The sequence below is a fragment of the Pseudomonas sp. B21-041 genome, from assembly GCF_024748675.1.
GTDB classification, from domain to species: domain Bacteria; phylum Pseudomonadota; class Gammaproteobacteria; order Pseudomonadales; family Pseudomonadaceae; genus Aquipseudomonas; species Aquipseudomonas neuropathica.
On record NZ_CP087175.1, the window covers coordinates 6,075,988 to 6,101,564 of the forward strand.

Annotated in this window: 23 protein-coding genes; 6 read left to right on the forward strand and 17 right to left on the reverse strand. The window is 59.3% G+C overall.

From position 1 onward, the window contains the following. Window positions 1–29: 29 nt before the first annotated feature. From LOY43_RS27150 to LOY43_RS27175, 6 genes are all read right to left on the reverse strand, one after another. Window positions 30–1,172, reverse strand: a complete 1,143-nt coding sequence (locus tag LOY43_RS27150; protein ID WP_095049413.1) for an ABC transporter ATP-binding protein — start codon at window positions 1,170–1,172, stop codon at window positions 30–32. A 66-nt stretch (window positions 1,173–1,238) separates the two neighbouring features. Further along, complete coding sequence (locus LOY43_RS27155; protein ID WP_095125825.1) at window positions 1,239–2,336, reverse strand: polyamine ABC transporter substrate-binding protein; 1,098 nt, start codon at window positions 2,334–2,336, stop codon at window positions 1,239–1,241. Window positions 2,337–2,523: 187 nt separating this feature from the next. Next, complete coding sequence (locus tag LOY43_RS27160; RefSeq protein ID WP_007913851.1) at window positions 2,524–3,636, reverse strand: polyamine ABC transporter substrate-binding protein; 1,113 nt, start codon at window positions 3,634–3,636, stop codon at window positions 2,524–2,526. A gap of 172 nt (window positions 3,637–3,808) precedes the next feature. Further along, entirely contained in the window at window positions 3,809–5,173 is a 1,365-nt protein-coding gene (locus LOY43_RS27165) for an aspartate aminotransferase family protein (RefSeq protein WP_095049411.1), read from the reverse strand. 56 nt (window positions 5,174–5,229) lie between these two features. Further along, window positions 5,230–6,588, reverse strand: coding sequence for a glutamine synthetase family protein (locus LOY43_RS27170; protein ID WP_034151968.1), 1,359 nt, complete (start codon window positions 6,586–6,588; stop codon window positions 5,230–5,232). Window positions 6,589–6,683: 95 nt separating this feature from the next. After that, window positions 6,684–7,040 (reverse strand): glutamine amidotransferase, encoded by a 357-nt coding sequence (locus LOY43_RS27175; RefSeq protein WP_095049410.1) that lies wholly within the window; start codon window positions 7,038–7,040, stop codon window positions 6,684–6,686. Window positions 7,041–7,317: 277 nt separating this feature from the next. On the opposite strand from LOY43_RS27175, the gene LOY43_RS27180 reads away from it, so the two are divergent. Together LOY43_RS27180 and LOY43_RS27185 are read left to right on the forward strand one after the other, a co-directional pair. After that, window positions 7,318–8,694, forward strand: coding sequence for a glutamine synthetase family protein (locus tag LOY43_RS27180; RefSeq protein WP_007913842.1), 1,377 nt, complete (start codon window positions 7,318–7,320; stop codon window positions 8,692–8,694). Between the two features lie 243 nt (window positions 8,695–8,937). Beyond that, window positions 8,938–9,564 (forward strand): TetR/AcrR family transcriptional regulator, encoded by a 627-nt coding sequence (locus LOY43_RS27185; protein ID WP_034151970.1) that lies wholly within the window; start codon window positions 8,938–8,940, stop codon window positions 9,562–9,564. Window positions 9,565–9,731: 167 nt separating this feature from the next. Here the strand turns inward: LOY43_RS27185 and LOY43_RS27190 are convergent, their stop codons facing one another. The 8 genes from LOY43_RS27190 to LOY43_RS27225 all read right to left on the reverse strand — a co-directional run bounded on the left by LOY43_RS27190 (window position 9,732) and on the right by LOY43_RS27225 (window position 17,011). Next, window positions 9,732–9,947 carry a molybdopterin-binding protein gene (locus LOY43_RS27190; protein ID WP_003229256.1) on the reverse strand — a complete coding sequence of 72 codons (216 nt, stop codon included), beginning with the start codon at window positions 9,945–9,947 and terminating at the stop codon, window positions 9,732–9,734. A 27-nt stretch (window positions 9,948–9,974) separates the two neighbouring features. Continuing rightward, window positions 9,975–10,781, reverse strand: coding sequence for an aliphatic sulfonates ABC transporter ATP-binding protein (gene ssuB / locus LOY43_RS27195; RefSeq protein ID WP_258708959.1), 807 nt, complete (start codon window positions 10,779–10,781; stop codon window positions 9,975–9,977). Next, the gene (gene ssuC / locus LOY43_RS27200) at window positions 10,778–11,560 is read right to left on the reverse strand and encodes an aliphatic sulfonate ABC transporter permease SsuC (protein WP_095049408.1); all 783 of its coding nucleotides are present in this window, start codon (window positions 11,558–11,560) and stop codon (window positions 10,778–10,780) included. The genes ssuB and ssuC overlap by 4 nt, the downstream gene beginning before the upstream one ends. A gap of 8 nt (window positions 11,561–11,568) precedes the next feature. Further along, window positions 11,569–12,717 (reverse strand): FMNH2-dependent alkanesulfonate monooxygenase, encoded by a 1,149-nt coding sequence (gene ssuD / locus LOY43_RS27205; RefSeq protein WP_007939251.1) that lies wholly within the window; start codon window positions 12,715–12,717, stop codon window positions 11,569–11,571. Between the two features lie 25 nt (window positions 12,718–12,742). Then, complete coding sequence (locus LOY43_RS27210; RefSeq protein WP_038358995.1) at window positions 12,743–13,708, reverse strand: sulfonate ABC transporter substrate-binding protein; 966 nt, start codon at window positions 13,706–13,708, stop codon at window positions 12,743–12,745. Window positions 13,709–13,798: 90 nt separating this feature from the next. After that, a complete protein-coding gene (gene ssuE / locus LOY43_RS27215; protein ID WP_007913832.1) occupies window positions 13,799–14,392 on the reverse strand; it encodes an NADPH-dependent FMN reductase in 594 nt (197 codons plus the stop codon). 318 nt (window positions 14,393–14,710) lie between these two features. After that, on the reverse strand, window positions 14,711–15,349 hold the full coding sequence (locus LOY43_RS27220) for a peroxiredoxin (RefSeq protein ID WP_077574963.1): 639 nt from the start codon (window positions 15,347–15,349) through the stop codon (window positions 14,711–14,713). 294 nt (window positions 15,350–15,643) lie between these two features. Next, entirely contained in the window at window positions 15,644–17,011 is a 1,368-nt protein-coding gene (locus LOY43_RS27225) for an OprD family porin (RefSeq protein WP_220557146.1), read from the reverse strand. 418 nt (window positions 17,012–17,429) lie between these two features. Here LOY43_RS27225 and tauA point away from each other — a divergent pair, with 418 nt between their 5' ends. Beyond that, window positions 17,430–18,365 carry a taurine ABC transporter substrate-binding protein gene (gene tauA / locus LOY43_RS27230; protein ID WP_371857752.1) on the forward strand — a complete coding sequence of 312 codons (936 nt, stop codon included), beginning with the start codon at window positions 17,430–17,432 and terminating at the stop codon, window positions 18,363–18,365. A gap of 82 nt (window positions 18,366–18,447) precedes the next feature. Here the strand turns inward: tauA and argA are convergent, their stop codons facing one another. Together argA and argE are read right to left on the reverse strand one after the other, a co-directional pair. Next, complete coding sequence (gene argA / locus LOY43_RS27235; RefSeq protein WP_064116338.1) at window positions 18,448–19,749, reverse strand: amino-acid N-acetyltransferase; 1,302 nt, start codon at window positions 19,747–19,749, stop codon at window positions 18,448–18,450. 239 nt (window positions 19,750–19,988) lie between these two features. Then, entirely contained in the window at window positions 19,989–21,134 is a 1,146-nt protein-coding gene (argE, locus tag LOY43_RS27240) for an acetylornithine deacetylase (RefSeq protein WP_258708960.1), read from the reverse strand. Window positions 21,135–21,289: 155 nt separating this feature from the next. Here argE and LOY43_RS27245 point away from each other — a divergent pair, with 155 nt between their 5' ends. Beyond that, complete coding sequence (locus tag LOY43_RS27245) at window positions 21,290–22,660, forward strand: inorganic triphosphatase (RefSeq protein WP_220557148.1); 1,371 nt, start codon at window positions 21,290–21,292, stop codon at window positions 22,658–22,660. Window positions 22,661–22,727: 67 nt separating this feature from the next. Here LOY43_RS27245 and LOY43_RS27250 read toward each other — a convergent pair whose 3' ends face one another. Then, complete coding sequence (locus LOY43_RS27250) at window positions 22,728–23,192, reverse strand: Lrp/AsnC family transcriptional regulator (protein WP_016983809.1); 465 nt, start codon at window positions 23,190–23,192, stop codon at window positions 22,728–22,730. Between the two features lie 126 nt (window positions 23,193–23,318). Between LOY43_RS27250 and LOY43_RS27255 the strand changes: the two genes are divergently transcribed. Together LOY43_RS27255 and LOY43_RS27260 are read left to right on the forward strand one after the other, a co-directional pair. Further along, the gene (locus tag LOY43_RS27255) at window positions 23,319–23,657 is read left to right on the forward strand and encodes a hypothetical protein (RefSeq protein ID WP_095049401.1); all 339 of its coding nucleotides are present in this window, start codon (window positions 23,319–23,321) and stop codon (window positions 23,655–23,657) included. A 92-nt stretch (window positions 23,658–23,749) separates the two neighbouring features. Continuing rightward, entirely contained in the window at window positions 23,750–25,534 is a 1,785-nt protein-coding gene (locus LOY43_RS27260) for a GspE/PulE family protein (RefSeq protein ID WP_095049400.1), read from the forward strand. The last annotated feature ends 43 nt before the right edge of the window (window positions 25,535–25,577 follow it).

Below are 25,577 nucleotides of genomic sequence, written 5' to 3' on the forward strand. Positions count from 1 at the left end.
GTTGATGCGGCGTTTGAATTTGCGCATGTTCATGAGCGGAGTACCACGCCGCTGTCGTCTTCCCACCACACGTAGACCTGATCGCCCCAGGTCGGACGCGCGCCGCGACGTTCGGCGTTGGCGACGAACGACTGCACCAGTTTGCCGCTCGGCAATTCGACGTAGAACACCGAGTGCCCGCCGAGGTAGGCGATGTCGTGCACCTTGCCGCTGGACCAGTTGTACTCGCAGGTCGGCTGGTCGGCGGTGACCAGCAGCTTCTCCGGACGGATCGCGTAGGTCACGGACTTGTCTTGCACCGAGGTGCTGATGCCATGGCCAACGTAGATCTGCCGATCGAGATCCTTACAGGTGATGGTCGCGTGGCCTTCGGCGTCGTCGATCACTTCACCTTCGAAGATGTTGACGTTACCGATGAATTCGCAGACCAGACGGCTGGTCGGGGTTTCGTAGATGTCGATCGGGCTGCCGATCTGGGCGATCCAGCCCAGGTGCATGATCGCGATGCGCTCGGCCATGGTCATGGCCTCTTCCTGGTCGTGGGTCACCATCACGCAAGTCACGCCGACGCGCTCGATGATTTCCACCAGTTCCAGCTGCATCTGCGAACGCAGTTTCTTGTCCAGTGCGCCCATCGGCTCATCGAGCAGCAGCAACTTCGGCCGCTTGGCCAGCGAACGTGCCAGCGCCACACGCTGACGCTGACCGCCCGACAATTGATGCGGCTTGCGCTTGGCGTACTGGCTCATCTGCACCAGCTTGAGCATCTCGGCTACACGGTCGTCGACCTCGGTCTTGTGAATCTTGTCCTGCTGCAGGCCGAAGGCGATGTTCTGCGCCACGGTCATGTGCGGGAACAAGGCGTACGACTGGAACATCATGTTGATCGGACGTTCGTACGGTGGCATGTCGGTGATGTCGACGCCGTCGAGGAAAATCCGCCCCTCCGTGGGCCGTTCGAACCCTGCCAGCATCCGCAGCAGAGTGGATTTGCCCGATCCCGAACCGCCGAGCAAGGCGAAGATCTCGCCCTTCTTGATTTCCAGGGACACATCGTCCACGGCAATCGTCTCGTCGAACTTCTTCGTGACCCGGTCGATTTTGACCAACACCTGTTTCGGTGTCTGGTCGCCCTCGAGGGCTTTCTTATAGGCGCCGGAGGCAACTGCCATTTACGAAACTCCCAGAAAAAAACAATGCAGTTCGCCCCGCAAGGCGAACCCAGGATAGTGTGTGCCTTACATCCCCGACTTGACCTTGGTCCAGCTGCGGGTCATCAGACGCTGAATGTTCGGTGGCAACTCGGTCGATACGTAGGCCTTGTCGATAACGGCCTGCGGTGGATACACCGACGCATCGGTGCGGATGGATTGCTCCATCAACTTGTCCGAACCCGGGTTGGGGTTGGCGTAACCGACGTAATCACTGACCTGAGCGATCACCTCAGGTTTCAGCAGATAGTTGATGAAGGCATGGGCCTGCTTCACGTTCGACGAATCCTTGGGGATTGCCAGCATGTCGAACCACAATGCGCCACCCTCTTTCGGCACCGTGTAGGCGATGTTCACGCCCTTCTTGGCTTCGGCTGCGCGGTTCTTCGCCTGGAAGATATCGCCGGAGAAACCGATGGCCACACAGATGTCGCCGTTGGCCAGATCACCGATGTATTTCGACGAGTGGAAGTAGGTCACGTAAGGACGCACCGCGAGCAATTTGTCGGTGGCTTTTTCGTAGTCCTTCGGATTGGTGCTGTTGGCATTCAGGCCCAGATAGTTGAGCACGGTCGGCATCATTTCATCCGCCGAATCGAGGAATGCCACGCCGCAGCTTTGCAGCTTCTTGATGTTCTCAGGCTCGAACAAAACGCCCCACGAATCGATCTTGTCGACACCCAGTACAGCCTTCACTTTATCGACGTTGTAACCAATGCCGTTGGTGCCCCACAGGTACGGCACGGCGTACAGGTTGCCCGGATCGTTCTGCTCCAGACGCTTGAGCAGCGCCGGGTCGAGATTGGCGTAGTTCGGCAGTTGCGCACGGTCAAGCTTCTGGAACGCCCCCGCCTTGATCTGCTTGCCGAGGAAGTGGTTCGACGGCACGACCACGTCGTAACCGGTACGCCCGGCCAGTAGCTTGCCTTCCAGGGTTTCGTTGGAATCGAAGACGTCGTAGACCGGTTTGATCCCGGTTTCTTTCTGGAAATCGGCCAGCGTGGTCTCGCCGATGTAATCGGACCAGTTATAAATATGCACCGTACCGGCGGCCTGGGCTCCGACAGCGATCGTCAGGCCGGCAGTGGCCAGCAGGGCTTTGCGCAAAGAAGAAAAAATAGGCAAGTGGAGGTCCTCTAAATTAGTTGGGCCCAAGTTGCCCCGCGCTGCATGACAGCCATGGCTGCCCGGCAACAAAACCGGCGCGCAACTTACCCTCGAAAAACCGTTCCTGCAAAACTTCCTGTCATTTAATTAATCCGCTGGCCGCCCTCGCGGGGACGACGGCCAGCGGTTGTTGCGTCAAACCGGCTTATTTACCGGATTTGATCTTGGTCCAGCTGCGAGTGATCAGGCGCAGGGTCGCTGCATCCAGATCGCTGATCGCGTAGAGCTGTTTCTTCACTTCAGCCGACGGGTAGATGCTCGGATCGCTGGTGATGTCCTTGTCCACCAGTGGCGTGGCAGCTTTGTTGCCGTTCGGGAAACGCACGGCGTTGGTGATGCCGGCCATCACTTGCGGCTCAAGCAGGTAGTTCATGAACTTGTAGGCGGCTTCGACGTTTTCGGCATCCTTGGGAATGGCGACCATGTCGTAGAACGTGCCAGCACCTTCTTTTGGAATGGTGTAGGCCAGCTTGACCTTGTCTCCGGCTTCCTGGGCGCGGGTCTTGGATTGTTCTAGGTCACCCGAGTAACCGACGGCAACGCAGATGTTGCCGTTGGCCAGGTCGGAGATGTACTTGGAGGAATGGAAGTAGGCAACCGAAGGACGAATCTTCAGGAACAAGTCTTCGGCGGCTTTCAGGTCAGCCTTGTCCTTGCTGTTGGTCGGCTTGCCCAGATAGTGCAACGCCGCCGGAATCATTTCGGTCGGTGCGTCGAGGAAGCTTACGCCGCAGCTTTTGAGCTTCTCGATGTTTTCAGGCTTGAACACCACGTCCCAGGAATCGATTTTGTCGATGCCCAGCGCTGCCTTGACCTTGGCCGGGTTGTAGCCGATGCCGATCGAGCCCCACATGTACGGGAACGCGTGCTTGTTGCCTTGGTCGCTGGCATCGCCAACAGCCTTGAGCAGGTCTTCGTCGAGGTTCTTCCAGTTTGGCAGCTTGGACTTGTCCAGCTCCTGGTAAACACCGGCCTTGATCTGCTTGGCGAGGAAGTTATTGGAAGGCACCACAATGTCGTAACCGGACTTGCCGGCCAGCAGCTTGGCTTCCAGGGTTTCGTTGCTGTCGAAGACGTCATAGACGACTTTGATCCCGGTGGCTTTTTCGAAGTTGGCCACAGTGTCCGGGGCGATGTAGTCGGACCAGTTGTAGACGTGCAACACCTTGTCGTCCGCCTGAGCCGCAGCCGCCATGACTCCCATCAGGGACATGGCGAGCAGAGTCTTGCCAGCGAGCTTTTTGCCTAATGCCTTCATGCGTTAATGCTCCAAATTTTTCTTTTTTGAACCACTTTGTTCAGCGGCCGAACCCGGACAACTGGAACCGCGGCTAGTCTGGCAAGATCCGAGGCGGTCTTTCAAGAAAAGACCAGCCTTTCTGACAGCTTTGAGCGCGAGCGCCACGGCTCCCCCGCTCAAAGCCTAGCACTTAGCCCTGCAACGCACTGAGGGTCAGGTCCAGACACTTGCGTGCCTTTGTAACCAGCTCATCGATCTCGGCTTTGCTGATCACCAGCGGCGGCGCGATGATCATGGTGTCGCCCACAGCGCGCATGATCAGGCCGTTGTCGAAGCAGAACTGGCGGCAGATCATGCCGACGCCCTTGCCTTCATAACGCTTGCGCGTGGCCTTGTCCTGCACCAGCTCGATCGCGCCCAACAGACCGACTCCGCGAACTTCACCCACCAACGGGTGATCGTTCAGTTCCCGCAGACGTTTCTGCAAATACGGTGCCGTTTCGTTGTGCGCGTTCTCGATAATTTTTTCGTCGCGCAGGATGCGGATGTTTTCCAGGCCCACTGCTGCTGCCACCGGGTGACCGGAGTAGGTGAAGCCGTGGTTGAAATCGCCACCTTCGTTGAGCACCGCAACAACGGAGTCACGGACAATCAGGCCGCCCATCGGGATATAACCGGAGGTCAGGCCTTTGGCGATGGTCATCATGTCGGGCGCAAGGTCGTAGAAATCGCTACCGAACCACTCACCGGTACGGCCGAAACCGCAAATCACTTCGTCTGCCACGAACAGGATGTCGTACTTGGCGAGGATTTCCTTGATGCGCGGCCAGTAGCTGTCTGGCGGAATGATCACGCCGCCGGCGCCCTGGATCGGCTCGGCAATAAAGGCACCGACGTTGTCGACGCCGACTTCGAGAATCTTTTCTTCCAGCTGGTTGGCCGCCCAGATACCGAACTCTTCCGGGGACATGTCGCCACCCTCGGCGAACCAGTACGGCTGCGCGATATGAACGATGCCCGGGATCGGCAAGTCGCCTTGTTCGTGCATATAAGTCATGCCACCGAGACTCGCGCCGGCCACGGTCGAACCGTGATAACCGTTCTTGCGGCTGATGATGACTTTCTTGTTTGGCTGGCCTTTGATCGCCCAGTAGTGGCGGACCATGCGCAGCATGGTGTCGTTGCCTTCGGAGCCGGAACCGGTGAAGAACACATGGTTCATGCCTTCCGGCGCCACGTCGGCGATTGCCTTGGCCAGTTCCAGCGCTGGCGGGTGCGCGGTCTGGAAGAACAGGTTGTAGTACGGCAGTTCGCGCATCTGTTTGGCGGCCGCGTCGGCCAGCTCATCGCGACCATAACCGATGGCCACACACCACAGACCGGCCATGCCGTCGAGAATCTTGTTGCCTTCGCTGTCCCACAGGTAAACGCCCTTGGCGTTGGTGATGATCCGCGGGCCTTTCTCTTTCAGCTGCTTGAAGTCGCTGAACGGGGCCAGGTGGTGATCATTGCTGAGTGCTTGCCACTCGCGGGTTTGCGGGTTGTTGCTGGTCATGCCAATTCTCCTTGTTATCGGTGAAGGCGCGGCTGCTGCCAGCCGCGCCTGGCGTATCAGACGGCGAAGAGCAGGTACTCACGCTCCCAGGAACTGATCACGCGCTTGAAGTTTTCATGCTCGGCCCGTTTTACCGCGACGTAGCCAGTGATGAAGGTTTTGCCCAGGTACTTCTCGATGGTCGCGCTGTTTTCCATACGTTCCAGCGCGTCTTCGATGGTCAGTGGCAGGCGCAGGTTGCGGCGCTCATAACCACGGCCCACCACCGGCGCGCTCGGGTTGAGGCCTTCGACCATGCCGATGTAGCCGCAGAGCAGGCTCGCGGCAATCGCCAGGTACGGGTTGGCGTCCGCGCCCGGCAAGCGGTTTTCCACACGGCGGTTCTGCGGGCCGGCATCCGGTACGCGCAGGCCAACGGTGCGGTTCTCTTCGCCCCACTCCACGTTCACCGGTGCCGAGGTATCCGGCAGAAAGCGGCGGAACGAGTTGACGTTCGGCGCGAACAGCGGCAGCAATTCCGGGATCAATTTCTGCAAACCACCGATGTGGTGCAGGAACAACTGGCTCATGGTCCCGTCTTCATTAGAGAAGACGTTTTTGCCGGTCTCGATGTCAATGATGCTCTGGTGCAAGTGCATCGCACTGCCCGGCTCGCCGGTCATCGGCTTGGCCATAAAGGTGGCGGCCACGTCGTGCTTGAGCGCGGCTTCGCGCATGGTGCGCTTGAACACCAGGATCTGGTCGGCCAGCGACAGTGCGTCACCGTGACGGAAGTTGATTTCCATCTGCGCCGTGCCGTCTTCGTGGATCAGCGTGTCGAGGTCCAGCTCCTGCAGTTCGCACCAGTCGTAGACGTCTTCGAACAGCGGATCGAATTCGTTCGCCGCTTCAATGGAGAACGACTGACGACCGATTTCCGGACGGCCCGAACGGCCAATCGGCGGCTGCAACGGATAATCAGGGTCGTCGCTGCGCTTGGTCAGGTAGAACTCCATTTCCGGCGCGACGATCGGCTGCCAGCCCTTGTCGGCATAGAGCTTCAGAACTTTCTTGAGGACGTTGCGCGGCGACAGCTCGATCGGGTTGCCTTGCTTGTCGTAGGTGTCGTGGATCACTTGAGCAGTTGGCTCGATGGCCCACGGCACCAGGTACACGGCGTTCTGGTCGGGACGGCAGATCATGTCGATGTCGGCCGGGTCGAGCAGTTCGTAATAGATGTCGTCTTCGACGTAGTCGCCGGTCACTGTCTGCAACAGCACGCTCTCGGGCAGGCGCATGCCTTTTTCGGCGATGAACTTGTTGGTCGGCGAGATCTTGCCCCGGGTGATACCGGTCAAGTCGGCGATCATGCATTCGACTTCTGTGATCTTGTGGTCTTTCAACCAATCGGTGAGCTGGTCGAGGTTGTTACTCATAAATGCCTCTGGGCTGAGTCTCCTGACAGGATGTCAGGCAAAGTTTGACGCTTTGAGCGTCGCGTTAAAGGGGGGCTTGCTCGCGCAGTGCCGGCTTACGCCTGGCACCGCGCATAGACAATGAAAGAGGAGCTTACCTGCCCTTTACGCTGGCGTTGCATTTCCTGTGCACACTCAAGGCGTGCAGAATCACGAGCACGGCTGGGGAAGCCGCACAGGCTTTGGAAGTGAAAGCGATCTATATTGAAAGGAGACGCCATAAACAGGATGCTTTCCCATACGTCCAGAATATCGGACGCTGGCACTTGAACGGCCATGGACGGGAACATCGTCGCTAACGGGCGAACCATGCTGGCTGCGCTACCGACGGATTGGTCGCCACTGATGTGATGAGCATGCAGACCGGACTGTTGCGAGCAGTCGGTGATGCCGATTAACGGCAGGCGAGACATGAAGCACCCCGGTATTATTGCTGTTATGGGTTTGATCGGAGCTTAGCCTTGTTCATTTTTTTACACAACACCCCGTAAAAAATACAACACGGCCTGCTCAAGCCCGCGGGTGCCAAGCGCCACAAGGACTAAAAACCGCCCAAAAGTGCCCCATAAATGCCCTTGCAGCGCTTTTTTAGGGCAAAAAAGGCCTCGCTTGACTTCGGCAGGCCGTTCGGGTTGACTGAAACCAGAAAAGATCAATGATTGATATTTTTAACAACAAAGGTGTTGCATCATGTCGGTACCCCCGCGTGCCGTTCAGCTTAACGAAGCGAACGCGTTCCTTAAGGAACATCCTGAGGTTCTGTACGTTGACCTTCTGATTGCGGATATGAATGGTGTGGTGCGCGGCAAGCGCATTGAACGCACCAGCCTCCACAAGGTTTACGAGAAAGGCATCAACCTGCCGGCCTCTCTATTTGCTCTGGATATCAACGGTTCGACGGTGGAAAGCACCGGCCTGGGCCTGGACATCGGCGACGCCGATCGCATCTGCTATCCAATCCCCGATACCCTGTGCAACGAGCCATGGCAAAAGCGCCCGACCGCGCAACTGTTGATGACCATGCACGAACTCGAAGGCGACCCGTTCTTCGCCGATCCGCGCGAAGTGCTCCGTCAAGTTGTTGCAAAGTTTGACGAACTGGGCCTGACCATTTGCGCCGCATTTGAACTCGAGTTCTACCTGATCGACCAGGAAAACGTGAACGGCCGTCCTCAGCCGCCACGCTCGCCGATCTCCGGCAAACGCCCGCACTCGACGCAGGTCTACCTGATCGACGACCTCGACGAATACGTCGACTGCCTCCAGGACATTCTGGAAGGCGCCAAAGAGCAAGGCATTCCGGCCGACGCCATCGTCAAGGAAAGTGCCCCGGCGCAGTTCGAAGTGAACCTGCACCACGTAGCCGACCCGATCAAGGCCTGCGACTACGCGGTACTGCTCAAGCGCCTGATCAAGAACATCGCCTACGACCATGAAATGGACACCACCTTCATGGCCAAGCCGTACCCGGGCCAGGCAGGTAATGGTCTGCACGTACACATCTCGATTCTGGATAAAGAAGGCAAAAACATTTTTGCCAGCGAGGATCCCGAGCAGAACGCCGCGCTGCGTCACGCGATCGGCGGTGTGCTCGAGACCCTGCCCGCGCAGATGGCTTTCCTCTGCCCGAACGTCAACTCGTACCGTCGTTTCGGCGCACAGTTCTACGTGCCGAACTCGCCGTGCTGGGGTCTGGACAACCGCACCGTGGCGATTCGCGTACCGACCGGCTCGTCCGATGCCGTACGTATCGAGCACCGCGTCGCCGGTGCCGACGCCAACCCGTACCTGTTAATGGCTTCTGTATTGGCCGGTGTGCATCACGGTCTGACCAACAAGATCGAACCGGGTGCGCCTGTCGAAGGCAACAGCTACGAGCAGAACGAACAAAGCCTGCCGAACAACTTGCGCGATGCCCTGCGTGAGCTGGACGACAGCGAGGTGATGGCCAAGTACATCGATCCGAAATACATCGATATCTTCGTCGCCTGCAAGGAAAGCGAGCTGGAGGAGTTCGAACACTCCATCTCTGACCTTGAGTACAACTGGTATCTGCATACCGTTTAAGCGGTTGTAGCTTCAGGGAAAACGCCGTTGGCTAATTCAGTCAACGGCGTTTTTTTATGGCCGCCTGCGGCGGTTCGCGAGCAGGCTCGCTCCCACAGTTGATCTCCAGTGAACATGAATGCTGTGTATACAAAGCTCCCCTGTGGGAGCGAGCTTGCTCCGGGCGGCGTTCCGACGAAAGCGGTCGACAAGACAACACACAAGCCGGCTCGTACAATGCCCGCTGCCCCGCAGGAGACTTCCATGACGCGACCCGCCCCCGTCCGCAAACCCCGTGCCCGCAGTCAGGCGCGCATCGATTCGATACTCGACGCCGCGCGCACGCTGCTGGCCGCCGAGGGTGTGGCGAGTCTGTCGATCTACAGCGTCGCCGAGCGCGCGCAGATTCCGCCCTCCTCCGTGTACCACTTCTTCGCCAGCGTCCCGGCATTGCTCGAAGCGCTGACGGCAGATGTCCACGCCGCGTTTCGCGCCTGCCTGCAAGCGCCGATCGATCACGAAGCTTTGCGTGACTGGCGTGATCTGTCGCGGTTGGTCGAGCAGCGGATGCTGGAGATCTACGACGAAGACGCCGCCGCACGGCAGTTGATCCTCGCGCAGCACGGCCTGACCGAAGTCACCCAGGCTGACCGTCAGCACGACATCGAACTGGGCGACCTGATGCACAAGCTGTTCGATCATCACTTCGAATTGCCGAGGCTGCCGGAAGATGTCGATGTGTTTGCTTTAGCGATGGAGTTGGGTGACCGGGTTTATGCGCGTTCGGTGCAGCAGCACGGGCAGATCACGCCGCGCATGGCCGAGGAAGGGATGCGCGTGTTTGATGCTTATATCGGCCTGTATCTGCCACCGTATCTTCCCAAGCGCTGAGCCATGATCGTTCCCACGCTCTGCGTGGGAATGCAGCCCGTGACGCTCCGCGTCACTGGACGCGGAGCGTCCCAAGAGGCATTCCCACGCGGAGCATGGGAACGATCGCCAGGCACAAAAAACCCCGAAGGGCTCACGCTCTCCGGGGTTGTTTTTTACTCACCGACTTACAGCTTGGCGATCGACACCTCGGTGGATTTCACAAAGGCGATCACTTCGCTGCCGACCACCAGTTCCAGCTCCTTGACCGAGCGGGTGGTGATCACCGAAGTGACGATGCCGGAAGCGGTCTGCACGTCGATTTCCGACAGCACGTCACCGAGGACGATTTCCTTGATCGAGCCTTTGAACTGGTTACGGACGTTGATGGCTTTGATAGTCATGGCAATGATTCCTGTCGTTTGCTTGAGTTATTGAGCCCAACGCAGTTGCGTAGGCAGTGGTGAAACAGGTTCCGGCGCCGGCGGTTCGCCGGGCAGGGAGAGAACACGGTTAAGCACTTCGGTTTCCAGCGCCGCCAGTCGGTGCGAACCACGCACTCGCGGCCGCGGCAGTTCGACATGCAGATCGAGGCCCACTTCGCCGTCCTCGATCAGAATCACCCGGTCGGCAATCGCCACCGCTTCACTGACGTCGTGGGTCACCAGCAGCACGGTGAAGCCGTGTTGCTGCCAGAGACGCTCGATCAGTTGCTGCATTTCAATGCGGGTCAGTGCGTCCAGTGCGCCGAGCGGTTCGTCGAGCAGCAGCAGACGCGGTTGATGGATCAGCGCCCGCGCCAGTGCAACGCGCTGCTTCTGTCCGCCAGATAACGCTGCCGGCCACTCATTGGCACGATCCGCCAGACCCACCGCTTCCAGCGCCTCTAACGCTTGCGGGCGCCAGTTGCCTTTAAGACCGAGACCAACGTTGTCGATGATCTTTTTCCACGGCAGCAGACGTGCTTCCTGGAACATCAATCGGGTGTCTTCCCGCGCATCGCTGAGCGGCGCAGAACCGGCCAGCAAGTCGCCGCCAGTCGGCTGATCAAGCCCAGCGAGCAAACGCAGCAAGGTACTTTTGCCACAGCCACTGCGCCCGACCACGGCGACAAACTGCCCAGCCGGAATATGCAGATCGATGTCACGCAACACCTTCCGCGGGCCGAAGGTTTTCTGCAGGTTGCGCACCGCCAGCGGAATCCCGCGCAGCAGGCGTGGAGGTTGTTGAGCGGTCATGCCGCACCTCCTTTGGCAACCTGATACGCCGGGTGCCAGCGCAACCACACACGCTCAAGTCCTCGGGCCGCAAGGTCAGCGAGTTTGCCGAGCACCGCGTAAAGCAGGATCGCCAGCACCACCACGTCGGTCTGCAGGAACTCGCGAGCGTTCATCGCCAGATAGCCGATGCCCGAGCTGGCCGAAATGGTTTCGGCGACGATCAGCGTCAGCCACATAAAGCCCAGGGCGAAGCGCACGCCGACCAGAATCGAAGGCAGCGCACCCGGCAGAATCACCTGCCAGAACAGGCTGAAACCGCTCAGGCCATAACTGTGCGCCATCTCCACCAGCGCCGGATCGACGTTGCGGATGCCGTGATAGGTATTCAGGTAAATCGGGAACAACGTGCCCAGCGCCACCAGAAAAATCTTCGCCGACTCGTCGATGCCGAACCAGAGGATCACCAGCGGAATCAGTGCCAGGTGCGGCACGTTGCGGATCATCTGCACCGAACTGTCGAGCAGGCGTTCGCCCCACTTCGACAGACCGGTGATGAAACCCAAGGCAAGACCGATGCTGCCGCCGATGGTGAAACCGAGGGCCGCGCGCCAGCCGCTGATGGCCAGGTGCGTCCAGATTTCACCGCTGCGCACCAGACTCACGCCGGCTTCGATCACCGCCACCGGTGCCGGCAGGATCCGTGTCGACAACCAACCAGCCGACACCGACAACTGCCACACCGCCAGCAACAACACCGGCAACGCCCAGGGCGCGAGGCTGTGGATGATTTTCTTCATGGCGCGCCTCAGCTCTGCGACGCGGCTTTGGGAAGAATGTCGTTGGCGACCATCTCGCCGAACGGGCTGACATAACCGGCGCTTTTCGGTAGTTCCGGACGCTCGATGTCGAGGTGCGGGAACAGCAGTTCGGCGACGCGATACGACTCTTCGAGGTGTGGATAACCGGAGAAGATGAAGGTATCGATACCCAGATCGGCGTATTCCTTCACGCGTGCGGCCACGGTCGGGCCATCGCCAACCAACGCGGTACCGGCACCGCCGCGCACCAGACCGACGCCGGCCCACAGGTTAGGGCTGACTTCGAGGTTGTCGCGACTGCCGCCGTGCAATGCGGCCATGCGTTGCTGGCCGACCGAATCAAATCGCGCCAGGGAAGCCTGGGCACGAGCAATGGTGTCGTCGTCCAGATGCGAGATCAGCCGATCCGCCGCTTGCCAGGCTTCAGCATTGGTTTCGCGAACGATCACATGCAGACGAATGCCGAAGCGCACGGTGCGTCCGAGCTTGGCGGCTTTGGCACGTACCTGTTCGATTTTCTCTGCCACTGCTGCGGGCGGCTCGCCCCACGTCAGAACCATTTCAACCTGTTCGGCAGCGAGATCCTGCGCCGCTTCCGAGGAGCCACCAAAGTACAGCGGCGGACGCGGTTGCTGGATCGGCGGATAGAGCAACTTCGCGCCTTTCACGCTGATGTGCTGACCGTCGTAATCCACGGTTTCGCCTTCCAGCACACGACGCCAGATGCGGGTGAATTCCACCGAAGCCTGATAGCGTTCTTCGTGGCTGAGGAACAGACCGTCGCCGGCCAATTCTTCCGGGTCACCACCAGTGACCAGATTGAACAGCGCACGCCCGCCGGACAGACGATCCAGCGTGGCTGCCTGTCGCGCCGCCACCGTCGGGGAAATGATCCCGGGGCGCAGAGCCACGAGGAACTTCAGACGCTGGGTCACCGGGATCAGCGACGCTGCCACCAGCCACGAGTCTTCGCAAGAGCGGCCGGTGGGGATCAGCACACCGCCAAAGCCCAGACGATCCGCCGCTTGCGCGACCTGTTGCAGATAACCGTGGTCGACGGCGCGAGCGCCTTCGGCGGTGCCAAGGTAATGGCCGTCGCCGTGGGTAGGCAGGAACCAGAAGATATTGAGGCTCATGGAGTGGTCTCCTTAGGAATTCGAATTACTGCGCTTTAGCCACAGCGGCCGGCGGTGTCCAGATCACATCCTTGATGCTCAGCGGCTTGGGAATCAGCTTGAGCTGGAAGAACGTGTCCGCGATTTTCTGCTGCGCGGCGACCACTTCCGGGGTCAGGAACAGCGCGCCGTAGCCCTGGCGCTTGACCGAGGTCAGGGTGATGTCCGCCGGCAGACCGAGCAGTGGCGCAACCTGTTGGGTCACGTCTTCAGGGTTGGCTTTGGACCACTCGCCAACGGCGCGCACTTCTTCCACGAGGGTCTTGATCACCTCGGGATTTTTCTGTGCGTAAGGCTTGGTCGCGAGGTAGAACTGGTGGTTGTCGACGATGCCTTTGCCGTCACGCAGGGTGTGCGCTTGCAGTTGTTTCTCGGCCGCAGCCTGATACGGATCCCAGATGACCCAGGCGTCGACGCTGCCACGTTCGAACGCAGCGCGAGCATCGGCCGGCGGTAGGAATACGGTTTGAATGTCGGTGTATTTGAGGCCGGCGTCTTCCAGTGCGCGCACCAGCAGGTAGTGCACGTTGGAACCTTTGTTCAGGGCGACTTTCTTGCCCTTGAGATCAGCTACCGATTTGATCGGCGAGTCTTTCGGCACAAGGATCGCTTCGCTGTTCGGCGCTGGCGGTTCGTAGGCAACGTAAAGCAGATCGGCGCCGGCCGCCTGAGCGAAGACGGGCGGGGTTTCGCCGGTGACACCGAAGTCGATCGAGCCGACGTTCAGGCCTTCCAACAGTTGCGGGCCACCGGGGAACTCAGTCCATTGCACGTCGACGCCTTGAGCGGCCAGACGTTTTTCCAAAGTGCCCTTGGCTTTGAGCAGCACCAGCGTGCCGTATTTCTGATAACCGATGCGAAGGGTCTCGGCTTGAGCTTGAGTGATGGCGCCGAAGGTGACAGCCGCAGCAAACAGAGCGACCAGACCACGACGCAAAAATACAGTGCGCATAGCGCTCTCCTTTTTGCTGTTGGGTTTTGGCTGCACCTGCTTGACCGTTAGCGGCGAAGTAAGGTGAGTTACATCAAATGCGGGTGTGGCTTAAATGCTCCAGCGAGCACTCAACAAACGTTCGTTCAACAGGCCCGGTTCCAGCGGTTTCGGCCGGCGGGCCATGGCGCCGACAAACTGATCCAGCGCTTCATGCAGTCGCTGCTCCAGCGCCGGTGCCAGTTGTGCTGCGGCACTGCCTTCGCCGTAAGCGATCTGGCTGTCCTCGGCGAAAATCCCTTGGAGCATTTCCTGGGCTTTCAGCGCGGACAACACAGGCTTGAGCGCGTAATCGACCACCAGCATGTGGGCGATGCTGCCGCCGGTGGCCATTGGCAAAACAATCTTGTGGTTCAGGGCACGCTCCGGGAGCAGATCCAGCAACGTCTTCAACGCGCCGGAAAACGAAGCCTTGTACACCGGCGTGGCGATCAACAGGCCGTCGGCGTTTTCGATCTGTTGCAGCAGGTCGAGCACCTTCGGGCTGTCGAAGCGGGCGTGAAGCAAATCTTCGGCCGGGAAGTCCCGCACCTGATAACTCACCACTTCCACCCCTTGCGCCTGCAACCAGCGTTGCGAGCGTTCCAGCAGCACCCCGGAACGGGAGCGCAGGCTGGGACTGCCACCGAGTGAGACGACCAGCATTGAGACAATTCCTTAAGCGTTTCAGGCGATTCGCGGGTTGCAATCTCGCTTCGATGGAGTGACCTTACCAGCTGATTTATATATCCATAAATCATATTTATTCATTTGGTTATGCATTTTGGAGATATGCGATTCGCTTTGTTTCGGGCGAAAAAAAAGGCCGTCGAAACGGCCTGAAATCCCCTGCTTAGTAGCTACCACTGATCGTTCCCACGCTCTGCGTGGGAATGAATCCATGGACGCTCCGCGTCCACTGTGACGCGGAGCGTCACGGGCGGCATTCCCACGCAGAGCGTGGGAACGATCTGCCCGGTGAGATCACTTGTTCGGCTGCGGCGTCAGGCGCAGGTACGGTTTCACCGCGCGATAACCCTTCGGAAAGCGCTGCTTGATCTCTTCCTCATCCTTGAGCGACGGCACGATCACCACCTCCTCACCGTCCTGCCAGTTGGCCGGGGTGGCTACCTTGTAGTTGTCGGTGAGCTGCAGCGAATCGATCACCCGCAGAATCTCGTGGAAATTACGCCCGGTGCTTGCCGGGTAGGTGATGGTCAGGCGAATCTTCTTGTTCGGATCGATCACGAACAGCGAACGCACGGTCAGCGTGTCGTTTGCGTTCGGATGGATCAGGTCATACAGATCCGAAACCTTGCGATCGGCATCGGCGAGGATCGGGAAGTTGACGATGGTGTTCTGGGTTTCGTTGATGTCTTCGATCCACTTGTGGTGCGAATCCACCGGGTCGACCGACAGCGCGATGGCTTTGACGCCGCGCTTGCTGAACTCATCCTTGAGCTTGGCGGTGAAGCCCAGCTCAGTGGTGCACACCGGAGTAAAGTCCGCCGGGTGGGAGAACAGCACGCCCCAGCTATCGCCCAGCCATTCGTGGAAACGAATCTTGCCGGCGCTGGAATCCTGTTCGAAATCGGGGGCGATGTCGCCGAGTCTGAGGCTCATGGTGCTGCTCCTGATGAGTTGTTCGAGACCTCAACTGTAGCCCGTGATTTGCCATCATGAAAAAGAATAAATAATGAGATATCTAGATCATAAGTGAATATTAAACATCTGTTCACTGGACGCTGGCAGGCATCCCGACGAATATCGGTCGCAAGGTTCGAGAAGGCCTTGAGTTGCTGTAAAGAGGGAAATCGGGGATGGCTTACGGGGGTGGGCCTGACTCGAAAACGCAAAAGCCCCGTCCGGCGCGATGCCGGACGGGGCTTTTTTACATCAGCGAATCGAGGCGCGCTATTACAGCAGCGGGATCGAGTAGCTGACGATCAGGCGGTTTTCATCCTGGTCGCGCTGACCTGGGATGTCGTTGCGCCACATGGCGTTTTTCCACATCACGCCAACGTTTTTCAGCGGGCCTTCTGGTACGACGTAACCGATGGTCAGGTCGCGTTCCCACTCGGAACGGCCGGTCGCGTTGGTGCTGACTTGGCGGTCGCCGACTTTACCGGTGGTGTCGATGTTATCGCCACGCAGGTAAACCACACCGGCGGTCAGGCCAGGTACGCCAACTTTGGCGAAGTCGTACGAGTAGCGAGCTTGCCAGGTACGCTCGCCAGCGCGGGCGAATTTGGCAATCTGCATGTCGGTAGTGATGTAAGCCGACGAGCCGTCACCCTGGTTCAGCCAAGGGAAGTCGCTGTTGCCGTTGCTGACCTGATAACCGCCACCGAAGGTGTGACCTTCAACGGTGTACAGGAACAAGCCGCTGTACAGGTTGTTGTCGACTTTACCTTTGGTGATGCCAGTGCCGTAGTCACCGGTGGTGTAATAGGCAGGGTCGTTACCGTTGGCGCCATCGTCACGGCTGTTGAAGTAACGGAAGTCAGACTTCAACACACCCGGGCCGATTGCCCAGTTGTGCACCAGACCGAGGAAGTGCTGCTTGTAGTAATCCTGCAAGTTGCCGTAGTAGTACTGGGCAGTCAGGTCTTTGGTGATTTTGTAGTCACCACCACCGTAGATGAACTTGTTGCTGTCACGACCGGCAGCGGTGTGAGCGTTGGAGCCAGCAATCGACAACTCTTCGTTGTTGCTGGAGTTACGGCCCTTGGCGTGCTCGATTTGACCAGCAACCAGCGTCAGATCCTTGATCTCATTGGAAGTGATCTGGCCACCCTGGAAGGTTTGCGGCAGAAGACGACCGTCGTTGGTCACGATAACCGGCAGTTTTGGCTGCAGAGTGCCGAGCTTCAGTTCAGTCTGGGAGATCTTGGCTTTGGCCGTCAGACCCAGGCTGGAGAAGTCATTAACCGCTTTACCGTTGGATTCGCTTGGGAAAACGGTGCCGCCGTAGGAGGTCTTCGAGGCGCCGTTGGTGCCGCCACCCGAATCCAGACGCACGCCCAACAGACCGATAGCGTCGATACCGAAGCCTACGGTGCCTTGGGTGTAGCCGGAGATGAAGCGCAGATCGAAGCCTTGGCCCCATTCTTCTTGCTTGTTCTGAGCGCCGGCAGCCTTGGTATCGCCATCACGGTTGTCAGTGTTGATGTAGAAGTTACGCAGCCCCAAAGTAGCTTTGCTGTCTTCGATGAAACCGGCGGCGCCTGCCTGCTGCGCCATAACCCCTACGGCCACAGCCAGGGCCAAGGTGGACTTGTTCATGTAAAGCTCCTCTCGTTTCTAATTCTTGTGTTCCTGGCCCTGGGTCTGATGCCCTGGGTCCTAAGATGCGCGATTAGCGCCAGACCGTGACTGACAAGTCAATCGTAACCTTGTGTGTCTACGACCAAGGTCTAATCGCAGTGATTTGGTCCGTGCAGAGTAAAGATTTCCTGATAAACCCAAAAAGAATTTATTCATTCTTTTTCATACCATTTCGGAATATGGCCAGTATCTTGCCACCTCCGCCGGGAAACAGCGTATCGGCGACTAAGCTCATTCCTAAATGGTATTTGTTGGCCTTTTTTTATATCGATTAGCTTTGGCGCAACCGCAATTCGTCAAACCCTATCGAAAAGGCGACGCCATGATGGCCAAACGCGCACTATCTAGTCAATTTGTTACAGTTTGTGTGTCGGCGATGATTAGTTTTTCCGCCCATGCCGCCAACCTCACCGTCGGCTATCAAACCGGTATCGACCCGAGCAAAGTCCCCCAAGCCGACGGCGTCTACGAGAAAACCATCGGCGAGAAAATCGACTGGCGCCGCTTCAACAGTGGCCCGGAAGTTGTGACAGCCATTGCTTCCGGTGATGTGCAGATCGGCAACCTTGGCTCCAGCCCGTTGGCCGCTGCCGCTTCGCGCAATCTGCCGATTGTGGCGTTCATCGTTTCGGCACAGATCAATGCCGCCGAAGCCTTGGTGGTGCGCAATGGCAGCGGCATTAACACACCGCAGGATCTGGTCGGCAAAACCATCGCCACACCTTTCGTCTCCACCTCACACTACAGCTTGCTCGGCGCCCTCAAGCACTGGGGCCTGGACGCCTCGAAAGTCAAAGTGGTGAACCTGCAACCTGCAGAAATCGCTGCCGCGTGGAAACGTGGGGATATCGATGGTGCGTTTGTCTGGTCGCCGGCGCTTGGGGAAATTCGCAAGACCGGCAAGACCCTGACCGATGCGGCGCAAGTGGGCCAATGGGGCGCGCCGACCTTCGAGGTCTGGGTCGCGCGCAAGGACTTCGCCGAGAAGCATCCTGACGTTGTCGCGAAGTTCGCCAAGGTTACGCTGGATTCATTTGCCGATTACGCGGCGCATAAAGACAGCTGGACGGCTGACTCGGTGCCGGTACAGAAAATCGCCAAACTGACCGGTGCCAATGCCGCTGATGTGCCGGAATTGCTCGCAGGGTCGGCGTTCCCGGACGCCAAGGCGCAGCAAACCACGGCGCTGCTGGATGGCGGCACGGCGAAAGCGATTGGCGAGACGGCGAAGTTTTTGAAGGAGCAGGGCAAGGTTGAAACGGTGCTGCCGGATTATTCGCCGTATGTCAGCGCGAAGTTTGTGGCGCAATAAAAGCTTCGCGAGCAGGTCGAATCGTCGCACCGTCGCTCCCACAGGAGTGGGAGCGAGCCTGCTCGCGAATGGAGCAACTCGGTTAAAGGGTTTTTTCGAAGATTTTCGAATTGCGCTGGAAGTTGTACAACGAAGCCCGCGCCGCTGGTAGGCGTTCAACGCTGCTTGGCTCGAACCCACGCTCACGGAACCAGTGCGCGGTGCGTGTGGTGAGGACGAACAGCGTCTTCAAACCTTGCGCCCGCGCACGGGTTTCAATGCGCTCCAGCAGTTCATCACCGCGACCGCCATGGCGGTACTCCGGGTTCACCGCCAGGCACGCCAGCTCACCGGCATCGGAATCGGCAATCTGATACAGCGCCGCGCAGGCGATGATCATGCCTTCACGCTCGACCACGCTGAACTGCTCGATCTCACGCTCCAGCACTTCGCGCGAACGACGCACCAGAATCCCCTGCTCTTCCAGCGGGCTGATCAAGTCGAGCAAACCGCCGACGTCTTCAATCGCCGCCTCACGCACCAGTTCGAATTGCTCTTGCGCGACCAGCGTACCGCCACCGTCACGGGTGAACAGCTCGGTCAGCAGCGCGCCGTCTTCGGCGTAACTGACGATATGGCTGCGCGCCACGCCGCCACGGCAAGCCTCGGCAGCGGCATCCAGAAGCTCTGCCTGATAGTTGCTGCTGCCCAGACGCTGTAAATGCGCCGGCACTTGCTGTGGACGCAACTCACGCACCAGTTTGCCGTTCTCGTCGATCAGACCGAGATCAGCACCGAACAGCAGCAGCTTGTCAGCGCCCAGGTCGATAGCGGCGCGGGTGGCGACGTCTTCGCAGGCGAGGTTGAAGATTTCACCGGTCGGCGAGTAGCCCAAAGGCGACAGCAACACGATCGAACGCTCGTCGAGCAGGCGATTGATGCCCTTGCGGTCGACCCGGCGCACTTCGCCGGTGTGGTGATAGTCGACGCCTTCCAGCACACCGATCGGCCGCGCGGTAACGAGGTTGCCGCTGGCCACGCGCAGACGCGAGCCCTGCATCGGCGACGAAGCCATGTCCATCGACAGGCGCGCTTCGATGGCAATGCGCAATTGGCCGACTGCATCGATCACACATTCCAGGGTTGCGGCATCGGTGATGCGCATGCCGTGGTGGTAATGCGGGGTCAGGCCACGGGCGGCGAGGCGGGTTTCAATCTGCGGGCGCGAACCGTGCACCAGCACCAGGCGCACGCCGAGGCTGTGCAGCAGGACGATGTCGTGGACGATGTTGCCGAAATTCGGATGCTCCACGCCGTCGCCAGGCAGCATGACGACGAAGGTGCAGTCGCGGTGGGCATTGATGTAAGGAGACGCGTGACGAAGCCAATTGACGTATTCGGGCATGAACCTGGGCCTGTAATAAATAGCAGCCGAAAAAGGGGCGAAACGGAAAACGCACAGCGGGCTGATGGTTATCGTCGGAACAGGCTTGGCGACACGCGTGCTCTCCTCATGAATACGGGTTGGATTCCCACTAATTTAACGACTTGCCCCTGTAGGAGTTGCCGCAGGCTGCGATCTTTTGATCTTCTGAAACAAAAGCAAAAGATCGCAGCCTTCGGCAGCTCCTACAAGGGATGCGTTCAATTCTTCAGGCAGTAATGTTCAATCAGTTGCCGTAATAGATGCACGGTAGGCTGCAAACGTGACATTTCAAGGTACTCGCCGGGCTGATGCGCACAGGCAATGTCACCGGGGCCAAGCACGATGGTTTCGCAACCAAGGCGCTGAAGATAAGGCGCTTCGGTGCCGAACGCTACTGCTTCGGCGCAGTGGCCGGTGAGCTTTTCGGCGATGCGCACCAGTTCGGCATCTTCAGACTGCTCGAACGACGGCACTTCCGGGAACAAAGGTTTGTAGTCGATCTTCACCTGATGCCGCTCAGCCACCGGGTTGAGTTTGCGCAGAATCTCCGCACGCAGGACTTTCGGGTCCATACCCGGCAATGGCCGCAGATCGAACTCCAGCGAACACTGGCCGCAGATACGGTTGGGATTGTCGCCGCCGTGGATGCAGCCGAAGTTCATCGTCGGTTGCGGCACGCTGAACTGCGGATTGTTGAATTCACGCTGCCACAGCAGACGCAGGCCGCGCAGTTCGCCGATCGCATCGTGCATGGCTTCGAGCGCGCTATGGCCCAGACGCGGATCCGACGAATGGCCGCTCTGCCCGAGAATGTCGATGCGCTCCATCATGATGCCTTTGTGCATGCGGATCGGTTTGAGCCCGGTCGGCTCGCCGATCACCGCTGCGCGGCCGATTGGACGCCCGGCCTCGGCCAATGCGCGGGCACCGGACATCGAGCTTTCTTCATCGCAAGTGGCGAGGATCAACAGCGGTTGTTTGAACGGTTGCTCAAGCAGCGGTTGCACCGCTTCGATGATCAACGCGAAGAAGCCCTTCATGTCGCAACTGCCCAAGCCGACCCAACGGCCATCGACTTCAGTCAGCTTCAGCGGATTGGTCTGCCACAACGCATCGTCGTACGGCACCGTGTCGCTGTGTCCGGCCAGCACCAGCCCGCCGGGGCCGCTGCCGAAACTGGCGAGCAGATTGAATTTGCCGGGGCTGACCTGCTGGATATCGCAATTGAAACCCAGGTCGCCCAGCCAGCCGGCGAGCAAATCGATCACCGCGCGGTTGGATTGGTCGAGGTTCGGTTGGGTACAGCTGACCGATGGCGCGGCGATCAGCGCAGCGAACTGGTCTTGCATGGACGGCAAAGGCATCGCTGACTCCAACTCCCGATTTGAAGTCCATCATAGAACCATCCGGCGTCAGGAATAAACCGTCGCAGGGCGTAGGACGAATCAGTCCTGTACACTGCACGGCCTTGGCAGCCACATATTCCCCGGCTGCGCTCCCGATCCTGGATTTTCCGGCCATGCAGAAAGAAACCGAAATCAAACTCCGCGTCAGCCGCGAAACCCTCGCCGCCCTGCGCGAGCACCCGTTACTGAAAAAACGCAACAAAAGTGGCTGGGAACGCCGTGAGTTGATGAACCAGTACTTCGACACCCCCGAGCGCGATCTGGCCCAGGCCAAAGTCGCCCTGCGCCTGCGCAAGGACGGTGACGAAGTGATTCAGACCCTCAAGACCCGAGGCCAGAGCGTTGCTGGTCTGTCCGAACGCAATGAATACGACTGGAAGTTGCCGAAAGCCAAGCTCGACGTGAAAAAACTCGACGGCGAATGCTGGCCCGAGTCGCTGGCCGAGCTGGACAAGAAAACCCTGAAGCCGATCTTCACCACCGACTTCGTCCGCGAGCGCGCCGAAATCGCCTGGGGCCGTGGCAAGACCAAAGTGGTCATCGAAGCCGCGCTGGATCTCGGTCACGTTGTGGTAGGCAAGCAGAAAGAAGAAATCTGCGAGCTGGAACTGGAGCTGCGCGAAGGCGAGCCTGCCGCGCTGCTGGAACTGGCCGCCGAACTGGCTGAAACCCTGGCGTTGATGCCGTGTGACATCAGCAAGGCTGAGCGCGGCTACCGTCTATACGACGCCAACAGCTACTCGTTGAGCCTGCCGGCGCCGGAGCTGACCCCGGAAACCCAACTCGACGACGCCTTCGCCGCGCTGAGCTGGCATTTGCTCGGCAGCAGCCAGCGTCTGGCCGAACAGTACCGTTTCAACGGCCACTGGCGCCTGTTGCTCGACTGGGTCGAGAACCTCGCGGAAATGCGCGCCCTGCTCAGCAGCCTCGGCCAGGCCGCGCCGCGTCAGTCGACTCACGATTTGCGCGTCGCGCTTGATGCATTGCTGGAAGACTGGCGTCCGCTGGTACAGGCCGGCATCGAAGATGAAGACGTACGCAAGGCTGCGCCGGAGCAGTTCCTCGAAGAACTGGAAGATCCGCGCTGGGGTCTGTTCTCGCTGAGCACGTCACGCTGGTTGCTGGCCCGTACCTGGACCGCCGACCGCAACGTTCGCGGCAATCGTCAGGGCGGTGCGCAGTTGCATAGCTGGTTGCCGCGCCTGTTGGGCGAAGAAGCTACGGCCCTGCAATTGCAGCGCTATCAGCAGCAGCCGGAAGATCTGGCTGAACAACTGCCGCGTATCGAGCGCATTCAGGTCTGGCTGCACCACGCGCGCAACGTGCTGGAAATCCCGGAAATGGATCGTCTGTACGGCGAGCTGAACAAGTTGGCGCAACTGGCCAACGAGCCGACGATCACTGACGAACTGCTCGACGCGCGCAAGCAACAGGCGATTGCGGTTTACCAGAATCGCGCATGGAAAATGCTCCTGCGTATGTGATGACCCTGTGGCGGGGGGCTGCCCCCGTTGATGATCGTTCCCACGCTCCGCGTGGGAACGATCAGGGTCAGACAGGCAAACTGGTGGTGGACTTGATCTCCGACAACGCCACAATCGAATTCACTTCCTGAATCCCCGGCACCAGCGACAGCTTCTCGAAAAAGAATCGCTCATACGCCTCGATGTCCGCCGCAACAATCCGCAGCAAAAAATCCACCGCCCCCATCAGCACATAACATTCCAGCACTTCCGGAAAGCCACGAATCGCTTCGGTGAACTCAGTGAAGTTCGAACGCCCGTGCGCGTTGAGTTTGATCTCGGCGAAGATCTGCGTGTTCAGGCCAATCTTCTTGCGATCGAGCAAGGTCACCTGGCCACGAATGATGCCCTCCTCCTTCATCCGCTGAATCCGTCGCCAGCACGGTGATTGCGACAGGCCGACCTGCTCGGCGATCTGCGCGCTCGACAGTGAAGCGTCCTCTTGCAGCAAGGCGAGAATCTTGCGGTCGTAGCTGTCCAGCTCACTGTGCATAGAAAAACCTCGATTACGTAATTCCGCGAATTGATCATTTCGATCAATCGCCAATAACGCCGATCATAGCCAAGAAATACCCCGCGACGAATGTAAAAATTCCTCCAGAGATTTTGGAGACTCGTCATGCCGCACCTCGAAGCCGTCACCACCGTGCCAACCCGCGCCGATGTCTGGAACGTCAACAACGCCCATTGCCTGGCGCAGTATCAGATCCTCGCCGAAGCCGAGCCCGACTTGCTGGTGCGGGTGCTCAACCTGTTCGCCCTGCAATTCCTCACACCGGAGCAGGTCAATGTGCAGCGCATGGATGATCTGCTGTCGATCGACCTGGTCATGGGCGGTCTCAGTTGGCATCGCGCGCAAGTGATCGCGGAAAAACTTCGTAACCTGATCAGCGTCTGCTCGGTCAATCTGCAAAACGCCGACAGCGCTTGGGATGCGCGGACGCAAGCGGCCGGCTGACAAGTTCGGCAACGGCTTCGTCGGGTAGTGGCCCAACGGTCTGCGGGGCCGCGACTATCCTTTTGCGCACTGTCGCTCAAAAGGAAGCCCGCATGTCCGTTCAACTTGCCACTCAGGACCGCTGGCTGGAACTCAACGAAGTGCTGCGTGAACTGGTCGCCCAAGGGTTTATTTGCCAGGACGCGGCCGAGCAGGCGCTGAATGCCCGCCGCCGTCTCGCGGCTCATGCTCAGATGCATCCGCTGGAGTTCATCGCCAGCCAGCAACTCGACGACCTCAGCCGGCCAGGCAAACACCTCGACCTGGAAAGCCTGACCCTGTGGCTGGCGCAACAGGCCGGCCAGCCGTACTTGCGTATTGACCCGTTGAAGATCAACGTCGCCGCGATCACACCGTTGATGTCCTACGCCTTCGCACAACGGCACAAGATTCTCGCCGTGGCGGTCGACCGCGATTCGGTGACCGTGGCCAGTGCCCAGCCTTATGTCACCGGCTGGGAGGCCGATCTCACCCACGTATTGAAGCTGCCGATCAAACGGGTGGTGGCCAACCCGGCGGATATCCAGCGCTTCAGCGTCGAGTTCTTCCGCTTGGCCAAATCGGTCAGCGGCGCCAGCAATGCCGATCAGCAGAGCGGTAACCTCGGCAACTTCGAACAACTGCTCAACCTCGGCGCCAGCGATCAGGAGCCGGATGCCAACGATGCGCACATCGTCAACATCGTCGACTGGCTGTTCCAGTACGCCTTCCAGCAGCGCGCCAGCGATATCCACATCGAGCCTCGGCGTGAACAAGGCACGGTGCGCTTTCGCATCGACGGCGTGCTGCACAACGTCTATCAATTCCCGCCGCAGGTGACCATGGCAATTGTCAGTCGCCTGAAAAGCCTCGGGCGGATGAACGTCGCCGAGAAGCGCAAACCCCAGGACGGCCGGGTCAAGACCAAGACCCCGGACGGCGGTGAAGTGGAGCTGCGCCTTTCGACGCTGCCCACCGCGTTCGGCGAAAAAATGGTCATGCGGATTTTCGACCCGGAAGTGCTGCTCAAGGATTTCGACCAGCTGGGTTTCAGTGCCGACGATTTGCGCCGCTGGCAAGACATGACCCGCCAGCCCAACGGCATCATTCTGGTCACCGGGCCGACCGGTTCGGGCAAGACCACCACGCTGTACACCACGCTGAAAAAACTGGCGACGCCGGAAGTGAACCTCTGCACCATCGAAGACCCGATCGAAATGGTCGAGCCGGCGTTCAACCAAATGCAGGTGCAGCACAACATCGACCTGAGCTTCGCCGCCGGGGTGCGTGCGCTGATGCGGCAAGACCCGGACATCATCATGATCGGCGAGATCCGTGACCTTGAAACCGCTGAAATGGCGATTCAGGCGGCGCTCACCGGACACTTGGTGCTGTCGACCCTGCACACCAACGACGCCCCCAGCGCGATCAGTCGTCTGCTCGAACTCGGCGTGCCGCACTACCTGATCAAAGCCACCGTGCTCGGGGTCATGGCCCAGCGCCTGGTGCGGACCTTGTGCCCGCATTGCAAGGCACCGCTGACGCTGGCAGAGGAAGACTGGCAAACCCTGACCCGCCCGTGGCAGGCGCCGCTGCCGGGCAATGCACAACGTGCCATTGGTTGCGTGGAATGCCGCGACACCGGTTATCACGGCCGCGCCGGGGTCTACGAGATCATGCAACTGAGCGACAGCCTCAAGGCGTTCATCACCCCGGACGCCGACCTCACGGCGATTCGTCGGCAGGCGTTCAAGGAAGGCATGCGCAGTTTGCGTCTGTCCGGGGCACAGAAAGTCGCAGCAGGGCTGACGACGGTGGAAGAAGTGCTGCGGGTGACGCCGCAGAGCGAGCAGAAATAAGCCGCCACGGAACCGGATCAGGGAATGGCGATCCAAGGCCCTA